Raw genomic sequence first — 21638 nt, forward strand, 5'->3', positions numbered from 1 at the left:
AAGGAGGCGAAACAGGATGGAGCAAACGGAAACGGTTCGTTCAACGGCGATGATGCAGTCGTTTTGGAATGTACAACGACATCTCGTTCGAGCAGCACACCAGACGGCGCAGGAAAACGGACTCAGTTTACCGCAATTTCATAGCTTGATGACGATTGCGCCACGTGGACCGATCTCGCAAAAAGCACTCGCGACACATACGCATTTACCAAAGAGCACACTGAGTCAGTCGATTGAGGGCCTCGTTCAGTCCGGTTGGGTCATTCGGGAGACGAATCCTGAAAATCGACGAGAAGTCGTCCTATCGCTTAGTGATCAAGGACAACAATTCGTGACGGAGATTCAAGAACAAGAGAAGGGGATGCAACGTCAACTCGAACAGGTCCTAAAGACGATTGATCAAGAGGTATTCGAACAGATGCTTGCGACGCATGCTCAGATTGCAGAAGGCATCGGACGTATCTTACAGCCAGAAATGAAAGGAGGATGCTCGGATGATTAAGTTACTCAAACGATTGACGGTGTATAAATGGGCAGTACTCGCGGTGCTCGTCTTGGTTTTCGCACAATCAATGTCTGATCTCTATTTGCCGACACTGATGGCAGACATCATTGATAAAGGGGTCGTCACTGGCGATACCGCCTACATTTGGAAGATTGGTGCCGTCATGCTCGGAATTACCGGCATCGGGGCGTTAGCCGCAGTTGCCGCTAGTTATTATTCGTCGAAGGCGTCAATGGGACTCGGACGGGATATCCGTCGCCAAGTCTTCAACCATGTTGAACGGTTCTCCCTGCAAGAGTTCGATCAAGTCGGAACGGCGTCATTGATCACGCGGACGACGAACGACATCACGCAAGTCCAACAAGTCGTCATCATGATGTTACGGATGGTCGTCAGTGCACCGATCATGTTCATCGGTGGATTGATCATGGCCGTCTCAAAAGATGCCAAACTCTCACTCGTCATCGTCGCGGCGATGCCGGTCCTTGTGATTTCAATCCTGTTGATTTTGTGGAAAGGGGTTCCGTTGTTTGGGAAAGTTCAAAAGCGACTCGACCGTCTGAACCTCGTCTTGCGGGAGAACTTGACCGGGATCCGTGTCATCCGTGCCTTTAACCGGGAACGTGATGAACAAGTGCGATTGACAAAAGCGAACGCGGATTTGACAGAAGTCTCGATCAAGGTCAATAAAATCATGGCGTTCTTGATGCCAGTGATGATGCTCGTCATGAACTTGACGGTCGTCGGTGTCATTTGGTTCGGGGGCATCCGGATCGATAATGGCGGCATGCAGATCGGGGATTTGATGGCGTTCATCCAGTACGTCATGCAAATCATGTTCGCTCTCGTCATGGCTTCAGTCATGTTCGTCATGATTCCGCGGGCAGCCGTCTCGGCGAAACGGATCAATGAAGTCCTCGAGATGACACCAACCATGACAGATGAGGGAACACAAACCGCTGACCGTGAAAAAGGAACGCTCGTCTTTGATCGTGTCACGTTCCGTTACCCAGGAGCTGAGACACCCGTTTTATCCGATATTAGTTTTACGGCACGACCAGGTGAAGTGACGGCTGTGATCGGTGGGACCGGTTCTGGTAAATCAACGCTCGTCAATTTGATTCCCCGTTTTTATGACGTAACGGAAGGGAGCATTCGCGTCAATGGCGTTAATAGCCAGGACGTACCGCAAGAGGAACTGCGGTCGAAAATCGGCTTCGTTCCCCAAAAGGCGTTACTGTTCACAGGTACGATTGCCGAAAACATTCGTTTCGGGAAAGAGGACGCGATAGATGAAGAGGTCGCGCATGCAGCACAAATCGCGCAAGCGACGGATTTCATCGAACGGATGCCGGATGGTTACGATGCGCGGATCGAACAAGGCGGATCGAACGTCTCTGGTGGGCAAAAACAACGCTTGTCGATTGCTCGGGCCCTCGTTCGTCGACCAGATCTATATGTCTTTGATGACAGTTTTTCAGCGCTCGACTTCAAGACCGATGCGGCTCTTCGGAAAGCGTTACGGGAAGAAACACGCGAAGCGACGGTCTTGATCGTTGCTCAACGTGTCAGTACCGTCATCGATGCCGATCAAATCATCGTCCTTGATGAAGGGAAAGTCGCTGGAATCGGCACGCACGACGAGTTGTTTGCGAGCAATGCCGTCTATCAGGAAATCGTTAAGTCACAACTATCAGAGGAGGAAATCGCATGAGTGAGAAGAAACGACCTGCCGGCGGTCCTCCGCCTGGTGGTCCCGGTGGCGGAAATATGATGATGCTTGGTGAAAAACCAAAGGATTTCAAAGCAACGTTCCGACGCCTGCTTCGGTATCTGCGTCCGCGTCGGACGGCACTGATCGGTGTCTTTTTAGCAGCGATCCTCAGTACAGTCTTCATGATTGCCGGTCCGAAAATCATGGGAACGGCGATCACGGAATTGTTTGAAGGTGCGTATGCGAAATTCCAAGGTGTACCAGGAGCAGAAATTGATTTCACGAAAATCGGACAGATCCTCTTGCGGCTCGCTGGACTTTATATCATCAGTAGTCTGTTCAATTACTTGCAACAGTATTTGATGTCGGGCATCGCTCAAAAAACAGTCTACGATTTACGTGAGGACGTCAATCATAAACTCGAACGCTTGCCATTAAAATACTATGATGGTCGTCCGAACGGGGAGACACTAAGCCGTGTGACGAACGACATCGATACGATCGGGAGTACGTTACAACAAAGTGTGACTTCATTCATCACGTCGATCGTGACAATCGTCGGGATTTTAATCATGATGCTGACGATTAGTCCATTGTTAACACTGATTTCACTTGTCTCGTTGCCGGTCTCGATTTTTGCGATTCGTCCGATTTTGAAACGATCCCAAAAATACTTTGCCGATCAACAACGGACACTCGGTCAGTTGAACGGACACGTCGAAGAGATGTATACCGGACACTCTGTCGTCAAGGCGTTCGGACATGAACGCAAAGCGGTCGAGCAGTTCGATGCCGTCAACGAGGAGTTGTATGAAGCAGGACGTAAAGCACAGTTCATCTCCGGGATCATCATGCCGATGATGATGTTCATCGGGAATATCAGTTACGTTCTGATCAGTATCGTCGGCGGGATTCTCGTCACGCAACGGGCGATCTCGATCGGGGATATCCAAGCGTTCATCACCTATACACGCCAGTTCACGCAACCAATCACACAAACGGCGAACATCGCGAACATCGTCCAATCGACGGTCGCAGCAGCGGAACGTGTCTTCGAATTACTGGACGAAGAAGAAGAGATCAAGGAAGTGACGACGCATCGTCTTGCGCAGGCTGAAGGAGCCGTTGCATTCGAACACGTTGATTTTGGTTACGGAAACGATCTCTTGATCGAGGATATGAACATTGATGTCGCACCGGGACAAACCGTCGCGATCGTTGGACCGACGGGTGCCGGTAAGACGACGATGATCAATCTATTGATGCGCTTTTATGAATTAAACGGCGGGACGATTCGAATTGACGGTATCGATACCCGTGAGATGTCACGCGAAGACTTACGGACGACGTTCGGTATGGTCTTACAAGATACGTGGCTCTTCAACGGTACGATCCGAGACAATCTTGCTTACGGTAAAAATGGAGCAACCGAAGAAGAGATTGTCGCGGCAGCGAAGACCGCACATGCTGATCATTTCATCCGGACATTGCCGGACGGGTATGATACCGTCTTGAATGAGGAAGCTTCGAACATCTCGCAAGGTCAGAAACAGTTGTTGACGATTGCTCGGGCAGTTCTTGCCGATCCTCCGATCATGATCCTTGATGAAGCGACTTCTAGTGTGGATACACGGACGGAGGTCTTCATCCAGCAAGCAATGCGACGGTTGATGGAAGGACGGACGAGTTTCGTCATTGCTCACCGTCTGTCGACGATCAAAGATGCTGATTTGATTCTCGTCATGAATCAAGGGCGTGTCATCGAACAAGGTACTCATAAGGAATTACTCGAGGCAGATGGATTTTATGCGGATCTGTACAACAGCCAATTCTCTGAAAAAGAAGTCGTATGATATAAGGCAGTGTCGTCATGTAGACGATGCTGCTTTTTTTTAGAAACGATTATTGTAAATGTGTATTTTCACATACCGTAGTTATCCAATTTCTTGTAGGAAAAACAAGAAACGCCACATTCTGGTACAGGTAAGGGTTTAACAAATCCTTTAGCTGGGGAAATTAAAGAAGTGTTAGAAATATATAATTTTATCTTAGGTGAAGGAGTGTGAAAAGATGAATAACATTTGGAACGGAACGTCGTTGAACTTGAACGGCATTCTCGGATCACTCGGCAACTTGCTTGGAGCGATCATCGTCTTTTTAATTGGATGGCTCATTGCTAAGCTGATTGCGAACGGGATTCAAAAAGCGTTAGAGAAATCTGGAGTCGTCAACAAGTTATCGCCTCAAAAAGAAGGAGCGCCACCAAAGAAGAAAAAGTGGACACCTGAAAAAATTATCGGGACTGTCGTCTTTTGGGTTCTCATGGTCTTCGTCCTGATCTTGGTCTTCAATATCCTTAATCTGAACATCATTGCGGGACCACTTGCGGATACGATGAGTACATTGCTCGCGGCAATCCCAAATATCCTGAAAGCAGCCCTCATCCTCCTCTTGGCATATGTCATCGCGGTCGTTCTCCGCATGATCATCGTCAAAGCAGGTACGAAGCTGATGGCGAACGACAAAGTACGTTCGAACAAGATGCTTCAAGGTCAGACAGATCTTTCAGCTTATCCAAAAATCGCAGGGGAGATCGTCTTCTACCTCGTCTTGCTTCTGTTCCTACCAGGTGTACTTGGTGCGTTGAACATTGAGAGTGTCTCACAACCGTTTAGCCAATTGTTATCGTCATTCCTTGGATTCATTCCACGCTTGATTGCTGCGGCAGCCATCTTCTTCGTTGGCTTCCTCGTAGCGAAAATCGTCCGCGATATCGTGACGAATTTCCTTCATGCTGTTGGAACGGATAAATTTGCATCTCGCTTCAATCTTGGGTCAAATGATCAAAAAGATTCGAAATCACTGTCGTCGATTCTTGGAACAGTCGTCTTCATCTTGATTCTGATTCCAATCACGATTTCAGCACTTGATCAATTAAATATTAAAGGAATTACAGGACCAGCGATCAACATGTTGAACGATGTCCTAGGTATGATTCCGAATATCATTGTCGGTGTCGTTCTGATTCTTGTCGGTCTTTATGTCGGACGTTTCATCAAGAAATTCGTTACGGATCTCCTGTCACGTCTTGGATTCAACAATCTAACACGTCACTTGAAAATCGGGACGTGGGATGCGAACCAAGCGTCTACATCACCAGCTTCCATCGTTGGTGCACTCGTTGAGATCGTCATCGTCGTTCTCTTCGTCGTCGAAGCCTTCAATTTGATTGGTCTTGATTTCATGGTCGACCTCGGTCGTGCCGTCCTTGCTTTCTTGCCAAGCGTCTTGACAGCGATCATCATTCTCGCGATCGGTATCATCGTCAGCAACCTTGTCAAACGTACGATGGACAGCCTGTTCGGTAACTCTGAACTGAAAGTCCTCTCAATCGTTGCGAAGTATGCGATTCTTGCACTTGCTGTCTTCATGGCACTTGATCAATTGGGTGTTGCGGATACAATCGTCAACTCAGCCTTCATCTTGATCCTTGGAGCACTTGCGCTTGCTTTCGGTCTTGCCTTTGGTCTCGGTGGACGTGATAATGCATCGCGTTACCTCGATCGTTTGCAAAAGAAAGCAGAGAACACGGAAGTCGATACATCGAATCTTCCAAGTAAGTCTGCATCGACTTCTTCTTCACCAAGTTTGAAAGATGCAGCAAAAGGTGCTGCGTCACAAGCAGCGGATGATGTCACACCAGATCGTGCACCACGTTCAGCGCGTCCATCTTCAACAGATGAAACGACACATGGTACACCAAAAGGTGCGTTGCCAGAAAATGATTTAGCACAACAAGATGATTATCCGATTGACCCAAATGATCATAAAGGGCCAAACCTCGATCATCCTAACAATCGTCCAAACCTCGATCACCCTAATGATCGTCCGTAATGAGAGTACGCCCTTTCCTCTAACTTTAGGGGAAAGGGCGTTTTTGCGTTGATGCATCAAAGCGTTGTCGTATTTTCACAAAAGTGGTTTGACCACTTTGTGAAAAAATACAGAAAAAAAGACTTATCGAACCTGACATCGTTTGTTATGATTAGAAAGTCAATTACCTCAATGATTTGAATATTCAGAAAAAAGAGAAAAGTTCGGAGGATGAAACATGAGTTTGCTTCGCAAGAAAGATGTCAGTGTAATGATGGATATGAAACAACATTCCAAACTGGCACGTCATTTATCAGGGTTTGACCTTATTTTACTTGGAATCGGTGCGATCATCGGAACCGGAATTTTCGTTCTAACAGGAACGGGTGCTCTTTATGCTGGACCAGCTTTACCGATCTCATTCATTATTTCTGCAGTCGTCTGTGCACTCGCAGCCCTTTGTTATGCTGAATTCTCGTCGATGATTCCTGTTTCAGGTAGTGTATATACGTATACATACGCAACGATCGGGGAACTTGTCGCCTGGATCATCGGGTGGTGTTTGATCTTAGAATATGGACTCGCTTCAAGTGCCGTTGCAACTGGCTGGTCAGGATATTTCCAGTCGCTCTTAGCAGGTTTCGGCGTCCATTTACCGACGGCTTTAACAGCTGCGCCAGGAGCTGTACCGGGAAGCGAGACATTCTTTAACTTACCGGCATTCTTGATTTTAATGGTCATCACGCTCTTGCTTTCGCTTGGCATTAAAGAAACAAAACGCGTCAACAATGTCATGGTACTCGTCAAAGTTGCCGTCGTTGTTCTTTTCATCGTCGTCGGGATTTGGTATGTCGAACCAGGCAACTATAAACCATTTGCTCCGTTTGGTATGAGTGGGATCTTACAAGCTTCGGCGATTGCCTTCTTTGCGTACCTTGGGTTCGATGCGGTTACATCAGCGGCAGAAGAAGTCAAAAACCCAGGACGTAACTTACCAATCGGAATCTTGGGATCGCTTGCGATCGTTACCGTTCTATACGTCGTCGTTTCGGCTATCATGGTCGGAATCGTTCCATTCAAACAGTTCGAGGGTGTCGATAGTCCCGTATCGCTTGCGTTAAAAGTCGCAGGTCAAGACTGGGTTGCTGGATTCGTCGACTTAGGTGCCATTGTTGGTATGACGACGGTCATCCTCGTCATGACATTTGGTCTTATTCGTCTCTTGTTCGCGATGAGCCGTGACGGACTTTTACCGAAAGTTTTCTCGGATGTTAATGAAAAATCACACACACCGGTCAAAGCGACATGGATTCTCGGAACAATCGCCGGTTTGATTGCTGGATTCGTGCCACTCGGTACACTTGCTGAATTGATCAACATCGGGACACTGGCAGCATTCGCGCTCATCTCAATCGCAGTCATCATTCTGCGCCGGACGCGTCCTGATTTGAAGCGTGCCTTTAAAGTTCCGTTCGTACCAGTCTTACCGATTCTATCAGTCCTCGCTTGTATCATGTTGATGGTCAACTTACAGAAATTCACATGGATTGCCTTCTTCGTTTGGACAGCAATCGGACTGCTTGTTTACTTTGGTTACGGACGTAGCCGTTCTAAAATTCAATAAGTAGGGCACCCTTGGCGACAAGGGTGTTTTTGTGTGCAGGAAATCGCAAGAAAGATAGCGAAACTGCTCAGTGGAAAAGGAGGTTTTTCGATGATTCATATTCAACGCGCGCCTGACTTAAAAACAGCATATCAAACGATGCAGGATGGATTTCAAGATTATCTGATTCCGCTGCACTTATCAGAAGCAGAGTTTCAGAAGCGAATTCTCGAGCGAGACGGAAACCAGTTGGAACATTCGTTTATTGCCTACCATGGAGAAAAACCGGTTGGTCTTTGGCTGAACGGTTGGAAGGAAATCGATGGTCAACGCATCATGCGATGTGGAGGGCTGGGCATTTCACCGCAGTATCGACGACTTGGCATTGCAAAAGCCTTGTACCAAGCGCAACTGAGCCACGCTAAGGAAATCGGAATGGATGAACTGATGCTTGAAGTCATTCAAGGGAACGATCCAGCGATTCGATTGTATCAATCGCTTCACTACAAGATTGTTGGAGAAATTGGATATTTTCATTTAACCGATGAACATCAAAAATCCGCTTTGCCAGCGATCGAAGAAACAGAGTTCTTAAAACAGTATCGTGGACAAGGAGAATACATCTGGCAACAAGATCCTCATGTCATGCAACGCTTGCAGGCGAATTATTATCAACTCGAGGAAAGTGTCGTCGCTGTAGCGGAGGCTGCTTTATTGTCGGTCGTCGGTCCAACAGAACATAAAGCAAGGCATGCGACAGAAGTCGTCCGCCATTTACCGGGAACGACCTATCATTATCAATCGACAGATGTACAAGTGTGGGAAGCATTACGTTCTGAAGGATGGATACAACGGGATTTGAAGCAATACATCATGCGTCAGTCACTAAAATAAGAAGGGAATGATTTTAAATACAAAAACCCTTAAATTTTTATGTATGCTACTTTAAGATACAAAAATATAAGGGTTTTATTTACTTAGGTAAGTGTCACTTTACAAAGTAATTCGTCTTAGAGCTATAGGCGTTCCATTCTTGAACTCCTTTTTTATATGTTTTGCTATTAAAACTTGAGGATAAGAATGAGTGTTCTTTGCCTTTTACCCATTTTCCTTTAGATAATTTTTTATCTTGGAACAAAAAGCCGACTTTGTCTCCAGCATTCGAGTAGATTGGAACTTGTAACAAGTCACTTTTCATCTTAGGTCGCATACCGTAAGACATGAATGTTCCTGGATGACGAATTAATTTTCCGTTTTGAATCGAGAATGTAGTTAAACTCATGTAAGAAGGTGTTTCTCGGAAAGAAAGTGAAAAGACAGTCGGATTACCGGATACATTTTTCAATTTCCCGCTCGTACGAAAATCGTGAGTAGCAATCACATACGGAAAATCCTTCGAGAATGTATAGTGGTAAGCTGTCGACTTGTTATTTACGTACAGAGAAAACTTCCCAGTGCATAACAAATCCTTTCCTTTCACCCACCAAAAGTCGTCTACTGTCGCTTTTCGGCAAGATGCTGCTTTAGATTGAACAGATACAGTATACTTTTTGTTTTTTGCATCGACAATCGTATACGTCTGTTTGACAGATTTAGGAGCAGCAGCTTCTGTCGATGAGATTAATGAAAGACTGAGGAGTATGGACATTCCAGCAATTACAAGTGGTTTCATCTGAAAGCTCCTTTCTAAAAATGAATTTATTCCATTTTATAACAAATGAAAAAACGCCGCTATCCTTCAGCGGCGTTTTTTGTAGTCTTCAATCATTCGAGCGTGAGAACCGACCAAGTGATCGGGTAAGTCGTCTAGCGAAACGAACTGAAGTTTGATGCTTTCGTCACTTTGCTTTAACGTTCCGATCGGATGTTCACCGATATAGGCGAGAGTGACGCTTTGAAAGACGTCTCCGTTCGCTAAGGTCGTCACGTATTGCGGACCGGAGTAGACATCGAGTAACGTCAATCGTTCGACTTCCAGTCCAGTCTCTTCGAGGAGTTCCCGACGAGCGGTCTCTTCCGGTGATTCCGCCCATTCCATTAATCCACCTGGCAAACCGAAGCGAGCTTGTGCTTCGTTCCGTTGTTCCAGCAAAATGTGTTCATGTTGCACGACGAGGACAACGGAACCGACGAGAATGACCGGATCGTGACCGATTTTTCGACGTAACTGTTCGACATAATTCATTTCAATACTCCTTGGTGAAACGGACAACCCGTCACAGGCGCTGTCTGTGTTGGTTTTGGAAAGAAGTTCGGTCGTTTGATTTCTGGGTCGTAATCTTTATGGAACATATGCGTCGTTGCACCACTCATCGGTGGTACGAGCCAGGACCATTCCCCGGTGACATCACGACCGCATGCCGCTTCATTTTTTTCGAAACGAGCGAACTGTTTCGCAGCGGTATGGTGATCGACGATCGTAACACCAGCGCGTTCAAAAGATTCGAGTACGGCGACGTTCAGTTCGACGAGCGCTCGGTCTTTCCAGAGTGAACGTTCACGCGATGTGTTCAGACCGAGTTGCGTCGCGACGAGCGGCAACAGATCGTAACGATCCGTATCGGCGAGGTTACGAGCGCCGATTTCTGTTCCCATATACCAACCGTTGAACGGGGCACACGGATAAACAATACCGCCAATCTCAAGCTGCATATCAGCAATCATCGGTACGGCATACCAGCGGACTTCGCGACCATCAAACAGGTCATAGTCAGGATGTGTGATGCTAACTTCGAGCACGAGCTCGTCTGGAATCGGATGCAGACTACGTTGTCCATCGAGTTCAATCAAGAGAGGAAGGATGTCAAACGGTGTTTTTGCCCCTGTCCAGCCAAGTGCTTCACATTGTCGTGTCAGTTGGACAGAAGCCGGATCGCCGATGATTCCTGTTGCAGTCTCATAACCAGCGTAGCGAATCAGTTGGTGATTATGCAGCCGCACACGTGTCGGATGAAAAATCGTGATCGTCGAGCGAATTCGTCCTTCATTCGTCGCGAACTGGATATGCTCAAATAACGCGTCGCGGACCGCTTCGACGGTCAACGCATCCCGCGCGTCAAAGACATGAAGTTGCTCCCAAAAGAGGCGTCCCACACATCGGTTACTGTTGCGCCAAGCGAGCTTAGCACCGAACGCGAGCTCGGAAGCCGTCTGTTCATATGTTCCTGTCATTTGAATCGAACGGATGACTTCTTGCTGACGTCCGGACATTTCGGGGTATTGCTCTATATAAGAAGTAAAGAAGCGTTCTGCTTCGGATTGAATGAATGGGTCCACGAATCGAAATCCTTTCTGAAAAACAAGCACGATACAATCTCTGTTCCTAGTGTACCCCGCGAAGAAACGAAGCGCCAAACTTGAATGATGTATAAGGTTGTTATAAGTTCAAAAGACTCCCAAAAGTTTAAAGAAGTTATGAAATGGGGGATAGTGTAGAGAATGAGTTGAAAGTGAGGAAATTTGTATGTCTTTAATCAAACCTGTATTTGCCCGTTTTTTTGGTGAAGCCTTTTTTGATAAATCGGCTCAGCTCGCCTATTATCTGATGTTGTCCTTATTCCCATTCTTATTATTTGTGGTTGGGATCGTCTCGTTCTTACCGTTTACGTCGGAAAACGTGCTGGATTTGATTCGACCATTTGCTCCAGCAGAAACGTACGACTTGATTCAGCGGAACGTCGTCGGAATCTTTGATCAAGGCGGCTTTAAGCTTGCCTCGATCAGTTTCATCGCCGCTTTTTGGCTTGCTTCGATGTCGGTCCAGTCACTTGTTCGCTCGCTGAACGATGCGCTCGAAGTGACACGAAAAGCGCCATTTTGGCGCGGGTTGTTGCAAGACTTCGCCTTTACAATCGGGATGATGATCATCTTACCGATTTCATTGATTGTTCCGATTTCAGAGAAACTAACACGACGTTTCATCAATCATTTTTCAATTGTTGCTGAATTCGTAACGAACTATTCATGGATTTGGTTCTTATTTCGCTGGGGACTCGGAACATTGTTCTTACTTGTCTTTTTCATCTTATTGTATCGGATCCTACCGAGTGTCCATTTGACGGTTCGTCAGGTACTTCCCGGGGCGATCTTCGCAACCATTGCTTGGCAAGTCGTTTCGGAATTCTTCTCTTACTACGCTGAATTTGGGAGTTACGACCGTCTTTACGGTCAGCTTGCCGGAATCATCGTCTTGATGACATGGTTCTATTTATCTGCCGTTGTCCTGATGTTAGGGGGACTGATGAATGCGGAACGCATGCGCCAGAAAAAAGAAGCAAAAATCATGAAGCCGCAAAAAATCAAAGAAGAAAGCGTGCGTTAATCATTGAGCACGCACAAAAGCAGCTGACGGTGTGTCAGCTGCTTTTTATTAAAATCATATATCTTAGTAGGGTCGTAGTAAGGGATAAATGAATGTGCTTCTTTTGAGCACATGCTACGACAAGCCAGCAACAGCGCGGTACAGTTAAATAAAATAACATCCAATAAACGTCACGTAACGTAAGCTAAATAAAGGAGGCGAAGGGAGATGAAGAAACGAATGTGGACAGTTTTATCCGTCATTGGTCTCATCGTCGTCATGGTCGGGGGATACTTCGTGTTCCAGCAACAGCAGGCAAAATCAAGTGGTAGTAAGGAATTGAGTTATCAACCGGAAGAGACGGCAATCTTAGCTGGAGGATGCTTCTGGTGTATGGAGCCACCGTTTGAGGAGTTAAAAGGAGTTAAATCGGTCATTTCCGGTTACACGGGCGGTGATGTTAAAAATCCGACATACAATCAAGTATCGGCGGAGACGACAGGGCATCGGGAAGCGGTGTTAATCACGTTTGACCCAAACGTCATCTCATATAAACAATTACTAGATGTCTACTGGCGTCAGATTGACCCGACAGATGCAAACGGTCAGTTCGTCGACCAAGGGGAATCGTACACGACAGCGATTTTCTACACGAATGAAACACAAAAAGAAATTGCAACGCAATCGAAACAGGATTTAGAGAAACAACAGGTTTTTGATGAAAAAATCGTCACACCATTGATTGCAGCAGGTCCTTTTTACGAAGCGGAAGCATACCATCAGGATTATTATTTAACGAATGAGAAAAAATATAAGTTTTATCGGGCAGCTTCTGGACGCGATGACTTTATCAATCGCTACTGGAACGATCAACCAAAACTTAACCTTCCAACGTATCCAAAATTATCAGACGCAGAAATTAAAAAGAAACTAACCGCAATCCAGTACGAGGTGACACAAGAAGATGGGACAGAGCCGGCATTTGATAATCCGTATCATGACTTAAAGGCAGACGGGATCTACGTCGATCTGATTTCTGGTGAACCACTGTTTTCATCAAACGATAAATATGACTCGAAGACAGGATGGCCAAGCTTTACGAAACCACTTGAGCCGGGGAATATCATTGAGAAAAGTGATTTCTCAATCGGCATGAAACGGATGGAAGTCCGGAGTCGACATGGGAATGCACATCTCGGACACGTCTTCTCGGATGGTCCGAAACCGACCGGACTTCGGTATTGTATGAACTCGGCTGCTTTACGTTTCATTCCGAAAGAGGAATTGAAACAAGAAGGATACAGCGAATATGTAGCAGATTTTAAATAATCATTAAAGGCATTCAATGCGTGTGAGCATTGAGTGCCTTTCCTTTCAAAATTGTAAGATACATCCATAAAATAAATATCCATTTTATCCATATCCTGTTTATAATCAAGGTAAAGTACGTCCATTTTGAAGGAGGAACATCTGTGAAGAAACTGATGATTTGGGTCATGCTGAGCTGTCTGATTTTGACGCTTGGAGTAGGACCTACGACAGCAAAGGCGGAGACTGCCCTTGCTAAAGCAACGCTTTTGAAAGCAGGTCAAGAGACGACGCTTGAAACAGGAACGGAAGAAAAAAATACATATTGGTACCGCGTCAATCATGAAGCGGGTGTAGAAAAAACTGCCTCTCACTTCGAGTTATCAATCGATACGGATCAACCTGTTCAAGTAACAGCTTATCCGAGCGAAGCGATGGCTGCAGAAGACGATACGTTTGATCGTTACCGGACAGAAGCAGAGCCAAATGAAAAAACACCGACAAAACTAGCTGTTCCATACGCATGGGATGGACCGTATTATGTCAAAGTAGAATATTACCCGAACATCGAAGAAGGGAAGACGACAAAAGTAGCGCACGCTAAACTAACGTATAACAATGTCAAATTGCCGGTTGAGTATGAACCGATCAATGATATCAGCTGTATGGCAGAAGAAGCGCTCAAACAAACAAAAGAAGAAAAACCAATGCTTGCGCTCATGCACTCGATTCAAAAACAAGTATTGAGCCAATCGGATGCTGGACGCGCTTTGACATCGCTTTACTACAAAGCATCGCCTTATGTCGTCAAAACACTTTTATTTAACAAAGATAAGCGTCAACAAGCATACGAAGATTTAAAAACATTGAAACCAGCGATGGAAGCACTCGTGCGTGGAACTTCATACACGTTGACGAAAGCTGATCAACAAGCTGTCGATCGTCTTTACAAATTATCACGTGAAGCGTCACCTACTGTGATTGCTGAAGAGATTGATGGATATGCAAATAAAATGGATATCTCGAAATTAAGTGGTAGTTCGTTAAGCGAAACATTCCAGTCGATGGGTATGAGTATCCAATCAAAAGAAGCAACACGTTACATCGTCAAATTAAAACCAGGTAAGATGAACCGTTCGATGAAGATTGCGGGTGTTCAAGCAAATGATGTAGAACGTTTATCCCTTGGCAATGCAGGAGACTTCGTCATCGTGACGGAAGATCCAACTGTTAAAGGTCAATCAGCGGCAGCATTAAAACAATCACTCAATCGTTCTTCAGCCGTTGAGTACGTTGAGAAAGTTCAGACGTACCGTGCGACAAGTGATATCAACTTCGACTACCAGTGGGCCGTCAATAAAAAGACTGCTTTTGAGCAATTTGATAACGTTGGGATCGGCTTTGAAGCATTCCAACAACGTTTTGGAACAAAAAAATTAGCTCCTGTTAAGATTGCAGTCATCGATACAGGTGTTGATTATCGTTTGAAGGACTTACAAGGCAAAGTTGATATCGCAAATGAAAAGAACTACGTTTCCGTCAACGGTGACGGGAATACAATTGATGACAACGGTCACGGGACACACGTGGCAGGCGTCATCGCAGCAACGATGAATAACGATTATGGTATCCAGGGAATCCATCAATCGGCACAAATCCTTCCGGTTAAAGTCTTGAATGCGAACGGTGAAGGGGAAACAGACGCCATCGCACTCGGGATTAAATATGCAGTTGATCATGATGCAAAAGTCATCAATATGAGTCTTGGTGGCGGTGAGAGCCGGACGATGGCTTATATGATGAAATATGCAGCAGATCATGGTGTTACGGTCGTAGCTGCTTCAGGAAATGACTACGATATGATGGTCGGTTACCCAGCGAACTCGGAATACGCGATTTCTGTCGGAGCGACGAACCCTCTCGGAATGGTCGCGGATTATTCAAACTATGGTGTTGGACTTGATGTCGTAGCGCCAGGATCAAAAGTTGCTAGTTTGATTCCAGACGGTAACACGGTGTACATGGATGGAACAAGTATGGCTTCGCCACATGTTGCCGCAGTAGCGGGTATCTTGAAATCACTAAATTCGAAACTGACACCAGCGCAAATCGAACAAATCTTGCGTAAGAGTGCAGAACCGCTTGCGTTTGAAAATCCGAATGACTGGTATGAATTTGAAGATGAGGACGAAGATGGTGAGAAAATCGAGCCTGAGTTCCCAGCTTATGTCAGTCCAGTCGCTGGCTACGGGAAAGTTAGTATTCCACGTGCGATCTCCCAGTTGAACTTGAACGGGAACGTCAATGATGTCTACGATAACCAACTAGTTGTTTCTGGAACAGTTAAGACAGGGACGAAAGTTGAAGTGTGGGCAGCTGTCGTAACAAAAGATAAGAATGGCAAAGAAACAACAACGAATAAAAAGTTAGCTGCAACAACAGCACAAGCAGGAAAATACAGCGTCAAGATTCCGCGTCAAAACCAAAAAACAGTTCTGACGGTTCGCTATGCGAATGGATTAGACGTCACATCGGAACGGACAGAAGTCCTTCCTGGAAAAGCACCAAAAGCACCAAAAGTGAATGCGATTCTTGCCGGTGCGACAAAAATGACAGGTACAGCTCTTGCGGGCGGTACGATTACAGTTAAAGATGCGAAACAAAAGAAAATTGCAACAGCGAAAGTCGATGCAAAAGGTAAGTTCAGCGCGAAATTGCCAAAGCAAGTTGGTGGTTCAAGCTTGATCGTTACGGTGACGGATATTGCAAAACGAACAAGTAAACCGACGATCGTAAAAGTCTTACCAGCACCAAAGGCACCAAAAGTGAAATCGGTCTATGCCGGTCAAACGAAAGTAACCGGAACAGCTGAAAAGAAATTGAGTGTCTACGTAAAAGATGCGAAGAAAAAAGTCATCGGAAAAGGAACGGTTTCTTCAAAAGGAAACTATTCCGTCAAAATTCCGAAGCAAAAAGCAAAAGCGAAACTGTCGGTTTACGTTAAGAATACACGCGGACAAGTGAGTCCTGTAACGTCTGTGACAGTGAAAAAAGCGAAAAAATAAGAGCATGAAAAGACCTTTTTTCGGGTACATTCCGATAAAAGGTCTTTTTTTGTACATCTTAGCTGTTGCTTCGAAAGCGTTTCTATTATATTAAAAGAAACAAATGAAAAAGCATCATTCAATGAATGATGAGGAGGATACATTCATGATGAATTGGATTCGGCGACGAATCGGTCGGCAGTTGCTGACGGTTTTTTATGCGGTACTGATCGTAGTATCGATTACTTCGTTCTTTGTCTATGACTACATGGAAGGGCGAATTGAAACGTCTAAACAAAATTTAGAAACGATCAGTGAACAAAATCGCCGAGCCAACGATTTATGGGACAATTGGCAAACGGTTCAGTTCGGTTTACGAGGGTTTGTCATCTTTGGAGACCAGGATCGGTTTGACGAGGTTCAAGCACTTCGAACAGATATTAAAAGTGAGACCGATTGGTTCATGAGAAACGCAAAAACGGATGAAGAAGAAGAATTCGCGGCACAAATGACGAATTTATATGAACTGTACTATGACGCTTTATTTCCGCTGACCCAGTCTTACGTCAATGAAAAAAAGGCGAATCGAATCAACGAGGATTTTTTACAAGGGAACAGTCTATTTTCCTTACCAATCGCGAAACGTCTCGTAGAACAAGGACGATTAAAGCCAACCGCAGACGGTTCAATCGATATTACACCAGATATTGAAAAAGCATCTGCAGCGCTTGACGAATACCGGACGAATTTAAGTCAACAGCAAGAAACCGCTGTCGGGGAATTGCGGAGTGAAGTTGCAAAATCACAATGGATTTGGATCTCAAGTATCGTTGTGCTCGTCGCATTCATTCTCTTATTCGTTCACCCGTTCCTTCGCCGGATGACGCGGCAGTTGTTACGATTAGTAGACGATAATCAAAAACTTGCTCGCAAGGAACCAATTGAAATCGATAAGACGACAGAAAAACGTCCAGACGAAATCGGATTATTACGTGCTTCCTTTAATCGGATGGTCGTGACGACGAATGCTCATACGGATGCGATGCAAGGTAAAAATGAAGAATTACAAGCGCAAAGTGAGGAATTGCTCGCGCAACAAGAAGAGTTACAGGCGCAACAAGAGGAACTCGAAGAAGCGTATCAAACGACGAAAAAGAATGAGGAAAAGTTGCGATTACGTAGTGAACTAACAGAGGCACTTGCCGTTCGCGAAACTGTCGAATCGTATCCAGCAATCGTTCAAAAGATGATCGATATCACTTCTTCAGAGTACGGTGCTCTATTGCTTTATGAAGAAGGGCAGTTTATGGGTGCAACAACAAACGGCATGACGATGGACTATTTAAAAGATCTCCTGAAAGATGAGATGTCCGTCATCAATCGATCTGTTCGCAAGATGGAATTCGTTCAATCGGAGAAGCGCGTTACACGTGAAAAAGAGCATCCGTATTCCTTTAGTACGTATGAGGTGACGATTCCGGTTCAAGATCCAGAAACGCATGAATTGATTGCTGCCATCTATCTCGTTCGCTACAAATCTGCATATAAAGGACAACAGCTGACGGATATTCGCGAGTTTGCGCAACAAATGACGCTTTCACTTCTACGGACGCGTTCTTATGAAGGAATGCGTCAGGAAAAAGAAAAGACCGAGCAAGTGTTGGACTCAATTCGAGAAGCGATCATTTATCTCGAGGATGGAAATGGAGAGTTATACGTCAACCGTCCATTGTTTGACTTGATTCCAGAACTTCAAACGGAATTCACAGTAGATCGGACGTTACCTTCGAGTGAGTACGTCATTGATGTGATGCGTCAGTTGGTGGATGATGTTGAAGCCTTTAATACGTATCTGGATTTAATTCGTTCCGGTAAGATTTCACCGGACAAAGTCCGATTTGATGTTCGAAACAATACGGCGCATCTAGAAGTCTACGCGGAACGCATTGATGTCGTCGGGGGATGGAAGGGAATCATTCTCGTCTTACGGGATATTACCCGGGAAACAGAAGCCGATCGTCTAAAAACAGAACTTGTCTCGACTGTGTCACATGAATTGCGAACGCCGCTCTCATCGATTTACGGTTTTACAGAGTTGATGCTAAATCGAAAGATCGATGACTCAAAACAGCAGAAGTATCTAGCGACGATCCATAATGAGACAGAACGATTATCGAACCTCGTCACGGACTTCTTAGACGTTCAACGGATGCAGTCGGGTGGACAGTTGTACCAAATGGCACATCTTGATTTGCTCAGCCTAACTGAACAAGTGATGTCCCTGTATGACGCTTCAAGTGAACGACACGATCTTCATTTGCAATTGCTCAGTCCGGACCGTCCGTTCATCTTAGGAGATGAGGACCGAATCAAACAGCTGATGAGCAACTTGATCAATAATGCAATCAAGTATTCTCCGGATGGTGGACGTGTGGATGTCTGGATTGATACGAAAGACGATCAAGCCATCATTGAAGTGAAGGATGAAGGAATAGGGATTCCACGCCACGCATTTACTCATTTATTTGATAAATTCTATCGTGTCGATAATTCCGATACACGTCGAATCGGTGGAACGGGACTCGGCTTATCAATTTGTAAGGAAATCGTCAAAGAACATGAAGGCGTCATCCACGTCGAATCTGAAGTCGGAAAAGGCAGTCGCTTCATCATCGTCTTACCGCTCAGTTTAAGTGAATCGATCGATTCGACAGAAGAGAATCGACGTTCTAGTTAAAGAAAACATGATGTATTTCTGTTAAACCGTGTTCAAACCGCTTAGGTGTGAACACGGTTTTTGCTTACGTTTAAAAAGAGTAATCTTGTCAAAAATATTTTTAATAAAATAAAAAAAGAGTGAATAAACAGCAACCGTGAACCGATATACCTATAGGACAAACGAACTATGGTTAAAAAAGGAAAGGGGGGACTCGTCAATGTATCAAAAATGGTTGGGTGTCGTCATCGGTTGGTTACTCTTTCATATCGGCTGGGTGACGTGCGTTGGAACGGATACATCCATCAGACAAGTCGTCAACAGTCTGTTCACGATCGGTGGTGTAACGATCTCCCTCTATTTGATTTGGCAGACACAACGACGTCAGACAAGACGCTCTTTTACCTATCGTTTATTTCTTCTTTTATTGTTCGCTAACGCCATGCTTGGATTAGGCGAATGTGGACAGCTTCTATATTTACTACAAGGACGAATACGAACGGAATCGTTTGACTGGATCGACTTGATCTTTAGTCTTCAAATCTTGATTTATTTGATCGCTTTTGGTTATTTTCTTCGCAATCGACGACGCGAGGTCAACTTGCGTGTTTTTTTGTTTGATGAATTCATCATTCTAATCGTTGCAGGGTCGCTCTCATGGCACTACTTAGTGACGCCGTATTTAAAAGCGAATGCCTTGCTGACGATCGAAACGATTTTATGGCTCCGTTATCCGATCGGCGATTTATTATTACTCGGTGGAATGATTGTCTTGTTTTTTGGTTTGATGAAGCGTGGCAATGGTGGCTCGTTGTTATTAATTTTACTCGCTTTTCATTTTCAGTTACTTGCCGACCTTCTATACGTCGTGCTAGAACGATTTGATTACCCCATCCCTTCGAGTTGGCTCGATCCGTTATGGTTAGCGACTGTCATGATCGTCGGATTAGCAGCTTATCGTTTTGATGCTGAGGAATCATTCGTCAGCTTTGATGTCGCTCGGAAATGGATCGATGTCTTGCGTTTGATTACGCCATACGTATTCTTGTTAATTCTATTCGTGACGATGGCACGGCAAACAATCAGTTGGAATGGTTTGACGATTGGTCTGATGATTGCGATTCCGTTATTAATTTCCCGTCAAATTCGGATCGTCGTTGATAATCAACGACTGCGTGAAAACCTTGAGGCGAAGGTAGAGGAACGAACGGAAGCACTAGCATCTGCCATGGAAGAGATGCGGCACATGGCGTATCACGATGCTTTAACAGGGTTACCGAATCGGTATCTGTTTGCACGATTGTTTCAAGATGCCTTGTACCGAGCGGAAGCGAGTGAAGGACAAGTCGGATTATTCTTTATCGATATCGATCACTTCAAAGAGATTAATGATACGTACGGACATCGTGTCGGAGATCAGCTCATCATCGACGTCACGGCACGCTTACAAAAGAAACTATCGCCTAATACGGTCATTTCGAGACAGGGTGGGGATGAATTCATCGTCTTATTATTTGACGTTGAACAAGAATCAGAAGTCGTGCAGTGTGGAGAACACCTGGTTTCCTTGTTTCGACAGCCGTTTCATCATGGCATCATTCCACTTCCTGTGACGGCAAGTATTGGGGGCGCGATTTATCCTACACATGCAGCCTCTCGATCGGACTTGATCGAGCAGGCAGATCTTGCAATGTACGAAGCAAAACGTCGGGGGAAAAATCAATTTTTTATGCATGATTCGACGGTGACGAAGGTATAAATGAAATCATATACTAAAACACGCTCGTATACTGATCCAAACGGACCAGTCATACGAACGTGTTTTTTGATGCATATCATTTCTTTTGCGAACGGGCTAAGAACGTTTCAATAACGTCCGGCTTGGTCACTGCTTGATTACAAGCATCACTATCGATACACATATAATGACCAATCGTTTGATGCTGTTCAGTCGAACGGCGTGTCGTGACAGTTACGAGTGTAATATCACTATACGTATGACAAATCGCACAAATCCCTTTTTGAATCGATGGTAGATAGGTACCTTCTACGCCAATCCATTCACCATTAAAGGGATAGACGAAATATTTTTTCCGATTTCCGGTATCGTTCCAGCTTAAAAACGTCGTGTGTGTCCACTCAAAGGAGTGAAGTGGCGGAACGTGTAGCTTTTTCGTTTTTTTAAAGAGCTGTCGGATTCGTGATTCAGAGATGGTCGGAAATGGTTGGACGAACGGCTCCACACGTGTCAAATACATGAGAAGATCCTGTTCGGATTCAGCGTCACGAATGTTCGTCAACAAGATTTCCTGTTCCGGTGTAAGTACTGGCAATAGATCAAATATCTTTTCAGCGGCACTGTACCGAACAGCATCACGAACATCGGGGTCATGAACGGCTGCGAATTGATGTTGCAGCAGCTCGACTTGATTCCGAATGAAATTGTATTGATGGGGTAGTAAAAATGCGTCCATTCTCGTTCCTCCTTTTCCTTTCATCGTACCGGAATTTGGCAACAGAACAAAGCGACATTTTAGTTTTTCGGACTCCTACAGCGGGAATTAAATAACAGACT

15 protein-coding genes are annotated in these 21638 nt (G+C 45.2%); 11 read left to right on the plus strand and 4 right to left on the minus strand.

The annotated features are described in order from the left end of the window. The first annotated feature begins 16 nt into the window (after positions 1-16). From ACN9MT_RS01875 to ACN9MT_RS01900, 6 genes are all read left to right on the plus strand, one after another. Positions 17-502: a MarR family winged helix-turn-helix transcriptional regulator gene (locus ACN9MT_RS01875; RefSeq protein WP_329469956.1), complete on the plus strand. Its 486-nt coding sequence runs from the start codon at positions 17-19 to the stop codon at positions 500-502. Then, positions 495-2219 carry an ABC transporter ATP-binding protein gene (locus ACN9MT_RS01880; protein WP_426272675.1) on the plus strand — a complete coding sequence of 575 codons (1725 nt, stop codon included), beginning with the start codon at positions 495-497 and terminating at the stop codon, positions 2217-2219. Before ACN9MT_RS01875 ends, ACN9MT_RS01880 begins: the two co-directional genes overlap by 8 nt. Next, a complete protein-coding gene (locus ACN9MT_RS01885) occupies positions 2216-4072 on the plus strand; it encodes an ABC transporter ATP-binding protein (protein WP_426272676.1) in 1857 nt (618 codons plus the stop codon). Before ACN9MT_RS01880 ends, ACN9MT_RS01885 begins: the two co-directional genes overlap by 4 nt. A 217-nt stretch (positions 4073-4289) precedes the next feature. Next, positions 4290-6113 (plus strand): mechanosensitive ion channel, encoded by a 1824-nt coding sequence (locus ACN9MT_RS01890; protein WP_426272677.1) that lies wholly within the window; start codon positions 4290-4292, stop codon positions 6111-6113. Positions 6114-6330: 217 nt separating this feature from the next. Beyond that, positions 6331-7716 carry an amino acid permease gene (locus ACN9MT_RS01895; RefSeq protein WP_035411158.1) on the plus strand — a complete coding sequence of 462 codons (1386 nt, stop codon included), beginning with the start codon at positions 6331-6333 and terminating at the stop codon, positions 7714-7716. A 90-nt stretch (positions 7717-7806) separates the two neighbouring features. Continuing rightward, positions 7807-8589 carry a GNAT family N-acetyltransferase gene (locus ACN9MT_RS01900; protein ID WP_426272678.1) on the plus strand — a complete coding sequence of 261 codons (783 nt, stop codon included), beginning with the start codon at positions 7807-7809 and terminating at the stop codon, positions 8587-8589. A gap of 94 nt (positions 8590-8683) precedes the next feature. On the opposite strand, the gene ACN9MT_RS01905 is transcribed toward ACN9MT_RS01900, so the two are convergent. The 3 genes from ACN9MT_RS01905 to ACN9MT_RS01915 form a co-directional block, all read right to left on the minus strand. Beyond that, entirely contained in the window at positions 8684-9367 is a 684-nt protein-coding gene (locus ACN9MT_RS01905; RefSeq protein WP_426272679.1) for a hypothetical protein, read from the minus strand. Between the two features lie 66 nt (positions 9368-9433). Then, positions 9434-9880, minus strand: a complete 447-nt coding sequence (locus tag ACN9MT_RS01910; RefSeq protein ID WP_035411156.1) for an NUDIX hydrolase — start codon at positions 9878-9880, stop codon at positions 9434-9436. Next, positions 9877-10971 (minus strand): nitric oxide synthase oxygenase, encoded by a 1095-nt coding sequence (locus ACN9MT_RS01915; protein ID WP_052019124.1) that lies wholly within the window; start codon positions 10969-10971, stop codon positions 9877-9879. The genes ACN9MT_RS01910 and ACN9MT_RS01915 overlap by 4 nt, the downstream gene beginning before the upstream one ends. A 187-nt stretch (positions 10972-11158) precedes the next feature. Between ACN9MT_RS01915 and ACN9MT_RS01920 the strand changes: the two genes are divergently transcribed. The 5 genes from ACN9MT_RS01920 to ACN9MT_RS01940 all read left to right on the plus strand — a co-directional run bounded on the left by ACN9MT_RS01920 (position 11159) and on the right by ACN9MT_RS01940 (position 20822). Next, on the plus strand, positions 11159-12016 hold the full coding sequence (locus ACN9MT_RS01920; RefSeq protein WP_426272680.1) for a YihY/virulence factor BrkB family protein: 858 nt from the start codon (positions 11159-11161) through the stop codon (positions 12014-12016). Between the two features lie 207 nt (positions 12017-12223). Next, entirely contained in the window at positions 12224-13324 is a 1101-nt protein-coding gene (gene msrB / locus ACN9MT_RS01925) for a peptide-methionine (R)-S-oxide reductase MsrB (RefSeq protein ID WP_313586580.1), read from the plus strand. Positions 13325-13467: 143 nt separating this feature from the next. Further along, positions 13468-16368 carry a S8 family serine peptidase gene (locus tag ACN9MT_RS01930; RefSeq protein WP_426272681.1) on the plus strand — a complete coding sequence of 967 codons (2901 nt, stop codon included), beginning with the start codon at positions 13468-13470 and terminating at the stop codon, positions 16366-16368. Positions 16369-16513: 145 nt separating this feature from the next. Then, a complete protein-coding gene (locus ACN9MT_RS01935) occupies positions 16514-19084 on the plus strand; it encodes a HAMP domain-containing sensor histidine kinase (RefSeq protein ID WP_290786102.1) in 2571 nt (856 codons plus the stop codon). Positions 19085-19283: 199 nt separating this feature from the next. After that, on the plus strand, positions 19284-20822 hold the full coding sequence (locus ACN9MT_RS01940) for a diguanylate cyclase domain-containing protein (RefSeq protein ID WP_426272682.1): 1539 nt from the start codon (positions 19284-19286) through the stop codon (positions 20820-20822). 76 nt (positions 20823-20898) lie between these two features. On the opposite strand, the gene ACN9MT_RS01945 is transcribed toward ACN9MT_RS01940, so the two are convergent. Beyond that, positions 20899-21537 (minus strand): FusB/FusC family EF-G-binding protein, encoded by a 639-nt coding sequence (locus ACN9MT_RS01945; RefSeq protein WP_426272683.1) that lies wholly within the window; start codon positions 21535-21537, stop codon positions 20899-20901. Between the last annotated feature and the right edge of the window lie 101 nt (positions 21538-21638).

Source organism: Exiguobacterium sp. R-17, assembly GCF_049913315.1.
Taxonomy (GTDB): domain Bacteria; phylum Bacillota; class Bacilli; order Exiguobacteriales; family Exiguobacteriaceae; genus Exiguobacterium_A.

Bases quoted from the DNA above. Each gene is read 5' to 3' on its own strand.
- ACN9MT_RS01875 (WP_329469956.1), top strand. From the start codon at position 17: ATGGAGCAAACGGAAACGGTTCGTTCAACGGCGATGATGCAGTCGTTT.
- ACN9MT_RS01880 (WP_426272675.1), top strand. From the start codon at position 495: ATGATTAAGTTACTCAAACGATTGACGGTGTATAAATGGGCAGTACTC.
- ACN9MT_RS01885 (WP_426272676.1), top strand. From the start codon at position 2,216: ATGAGTGAGAAGAAACGACCTGCCGGCGGTCCTCCGCCTGGTGGTCCC.
- ACN9MT_RS01890 (WP_426272677.1), top strand. From the start codon at position 4,290: ATGAATAACATTTGGAACGGAACGTCGTTGAACTTGAACGGCATTCTC.
- ACN9MT_RS01895 (WP_035411158.1), top strand. From the start codon at position 6,331: ATGAGTTTGCTTCGCAAGAAAGATGTCAGTGTAATGATGGATATGAAA.
- ACN9MT_RS01900 (WP_426272678.1), top strand. From the start codon at position 7,807: ATGATTCATATTCAACGCGCGCCTGACTTAAAAACAGCATATCAAACG.
- ACN9MT_RS01905 (WP_426272679.1), bottom strand. From the start codon at position 9,367: ATGAAACCACTTGTAATTGCTGGAATGTCCATACTCCTCAGTCTTTCA.
- ACN9MT_RS01910 (WP_035411156.1), bottom strand. From the start codon at position 9,880: ATGAATTATGTCGAACAGTTACGTCGAAAAATCGGTCACGATCCGGTC.
- ACN9MT_RS01920 (WP_426272680.1), top strand. From the start codon at position 11,159: ATGTCTTTAATCAAACCTGTATTTGCCCGTTTTTTTGGTGAAGCCTTT.
- msrB (WP_313586580.1), top strand. From the start codon at position 12,224: ATGAAGAAACGAATGTGGACAGTTTTATCCGTCATTGGTCTCATCGTC.
- ACN9MT_RS01935 (WP_290786102.1), top strand. From the start codon at position 16,514: ATGATGAATTGGATTCGGCGACGAATCGGTCGGCAGTTGCTGACGGTT.
- ACN9MT_RS01940 (WP_426272682.1), top strand. From the start codon at position 19,284: ATGTATCAAAAATGGTTGGGTGTCGTCATCGGTTGGTTACTCTTTCAT.
- ACN9MT_RS01945 (WP_426272683.1), bottom strand. From the start codon at position 21,537: ATGGACGCATTTTTACTACCCCATCAATACAATTTCATTCGGAATCAA.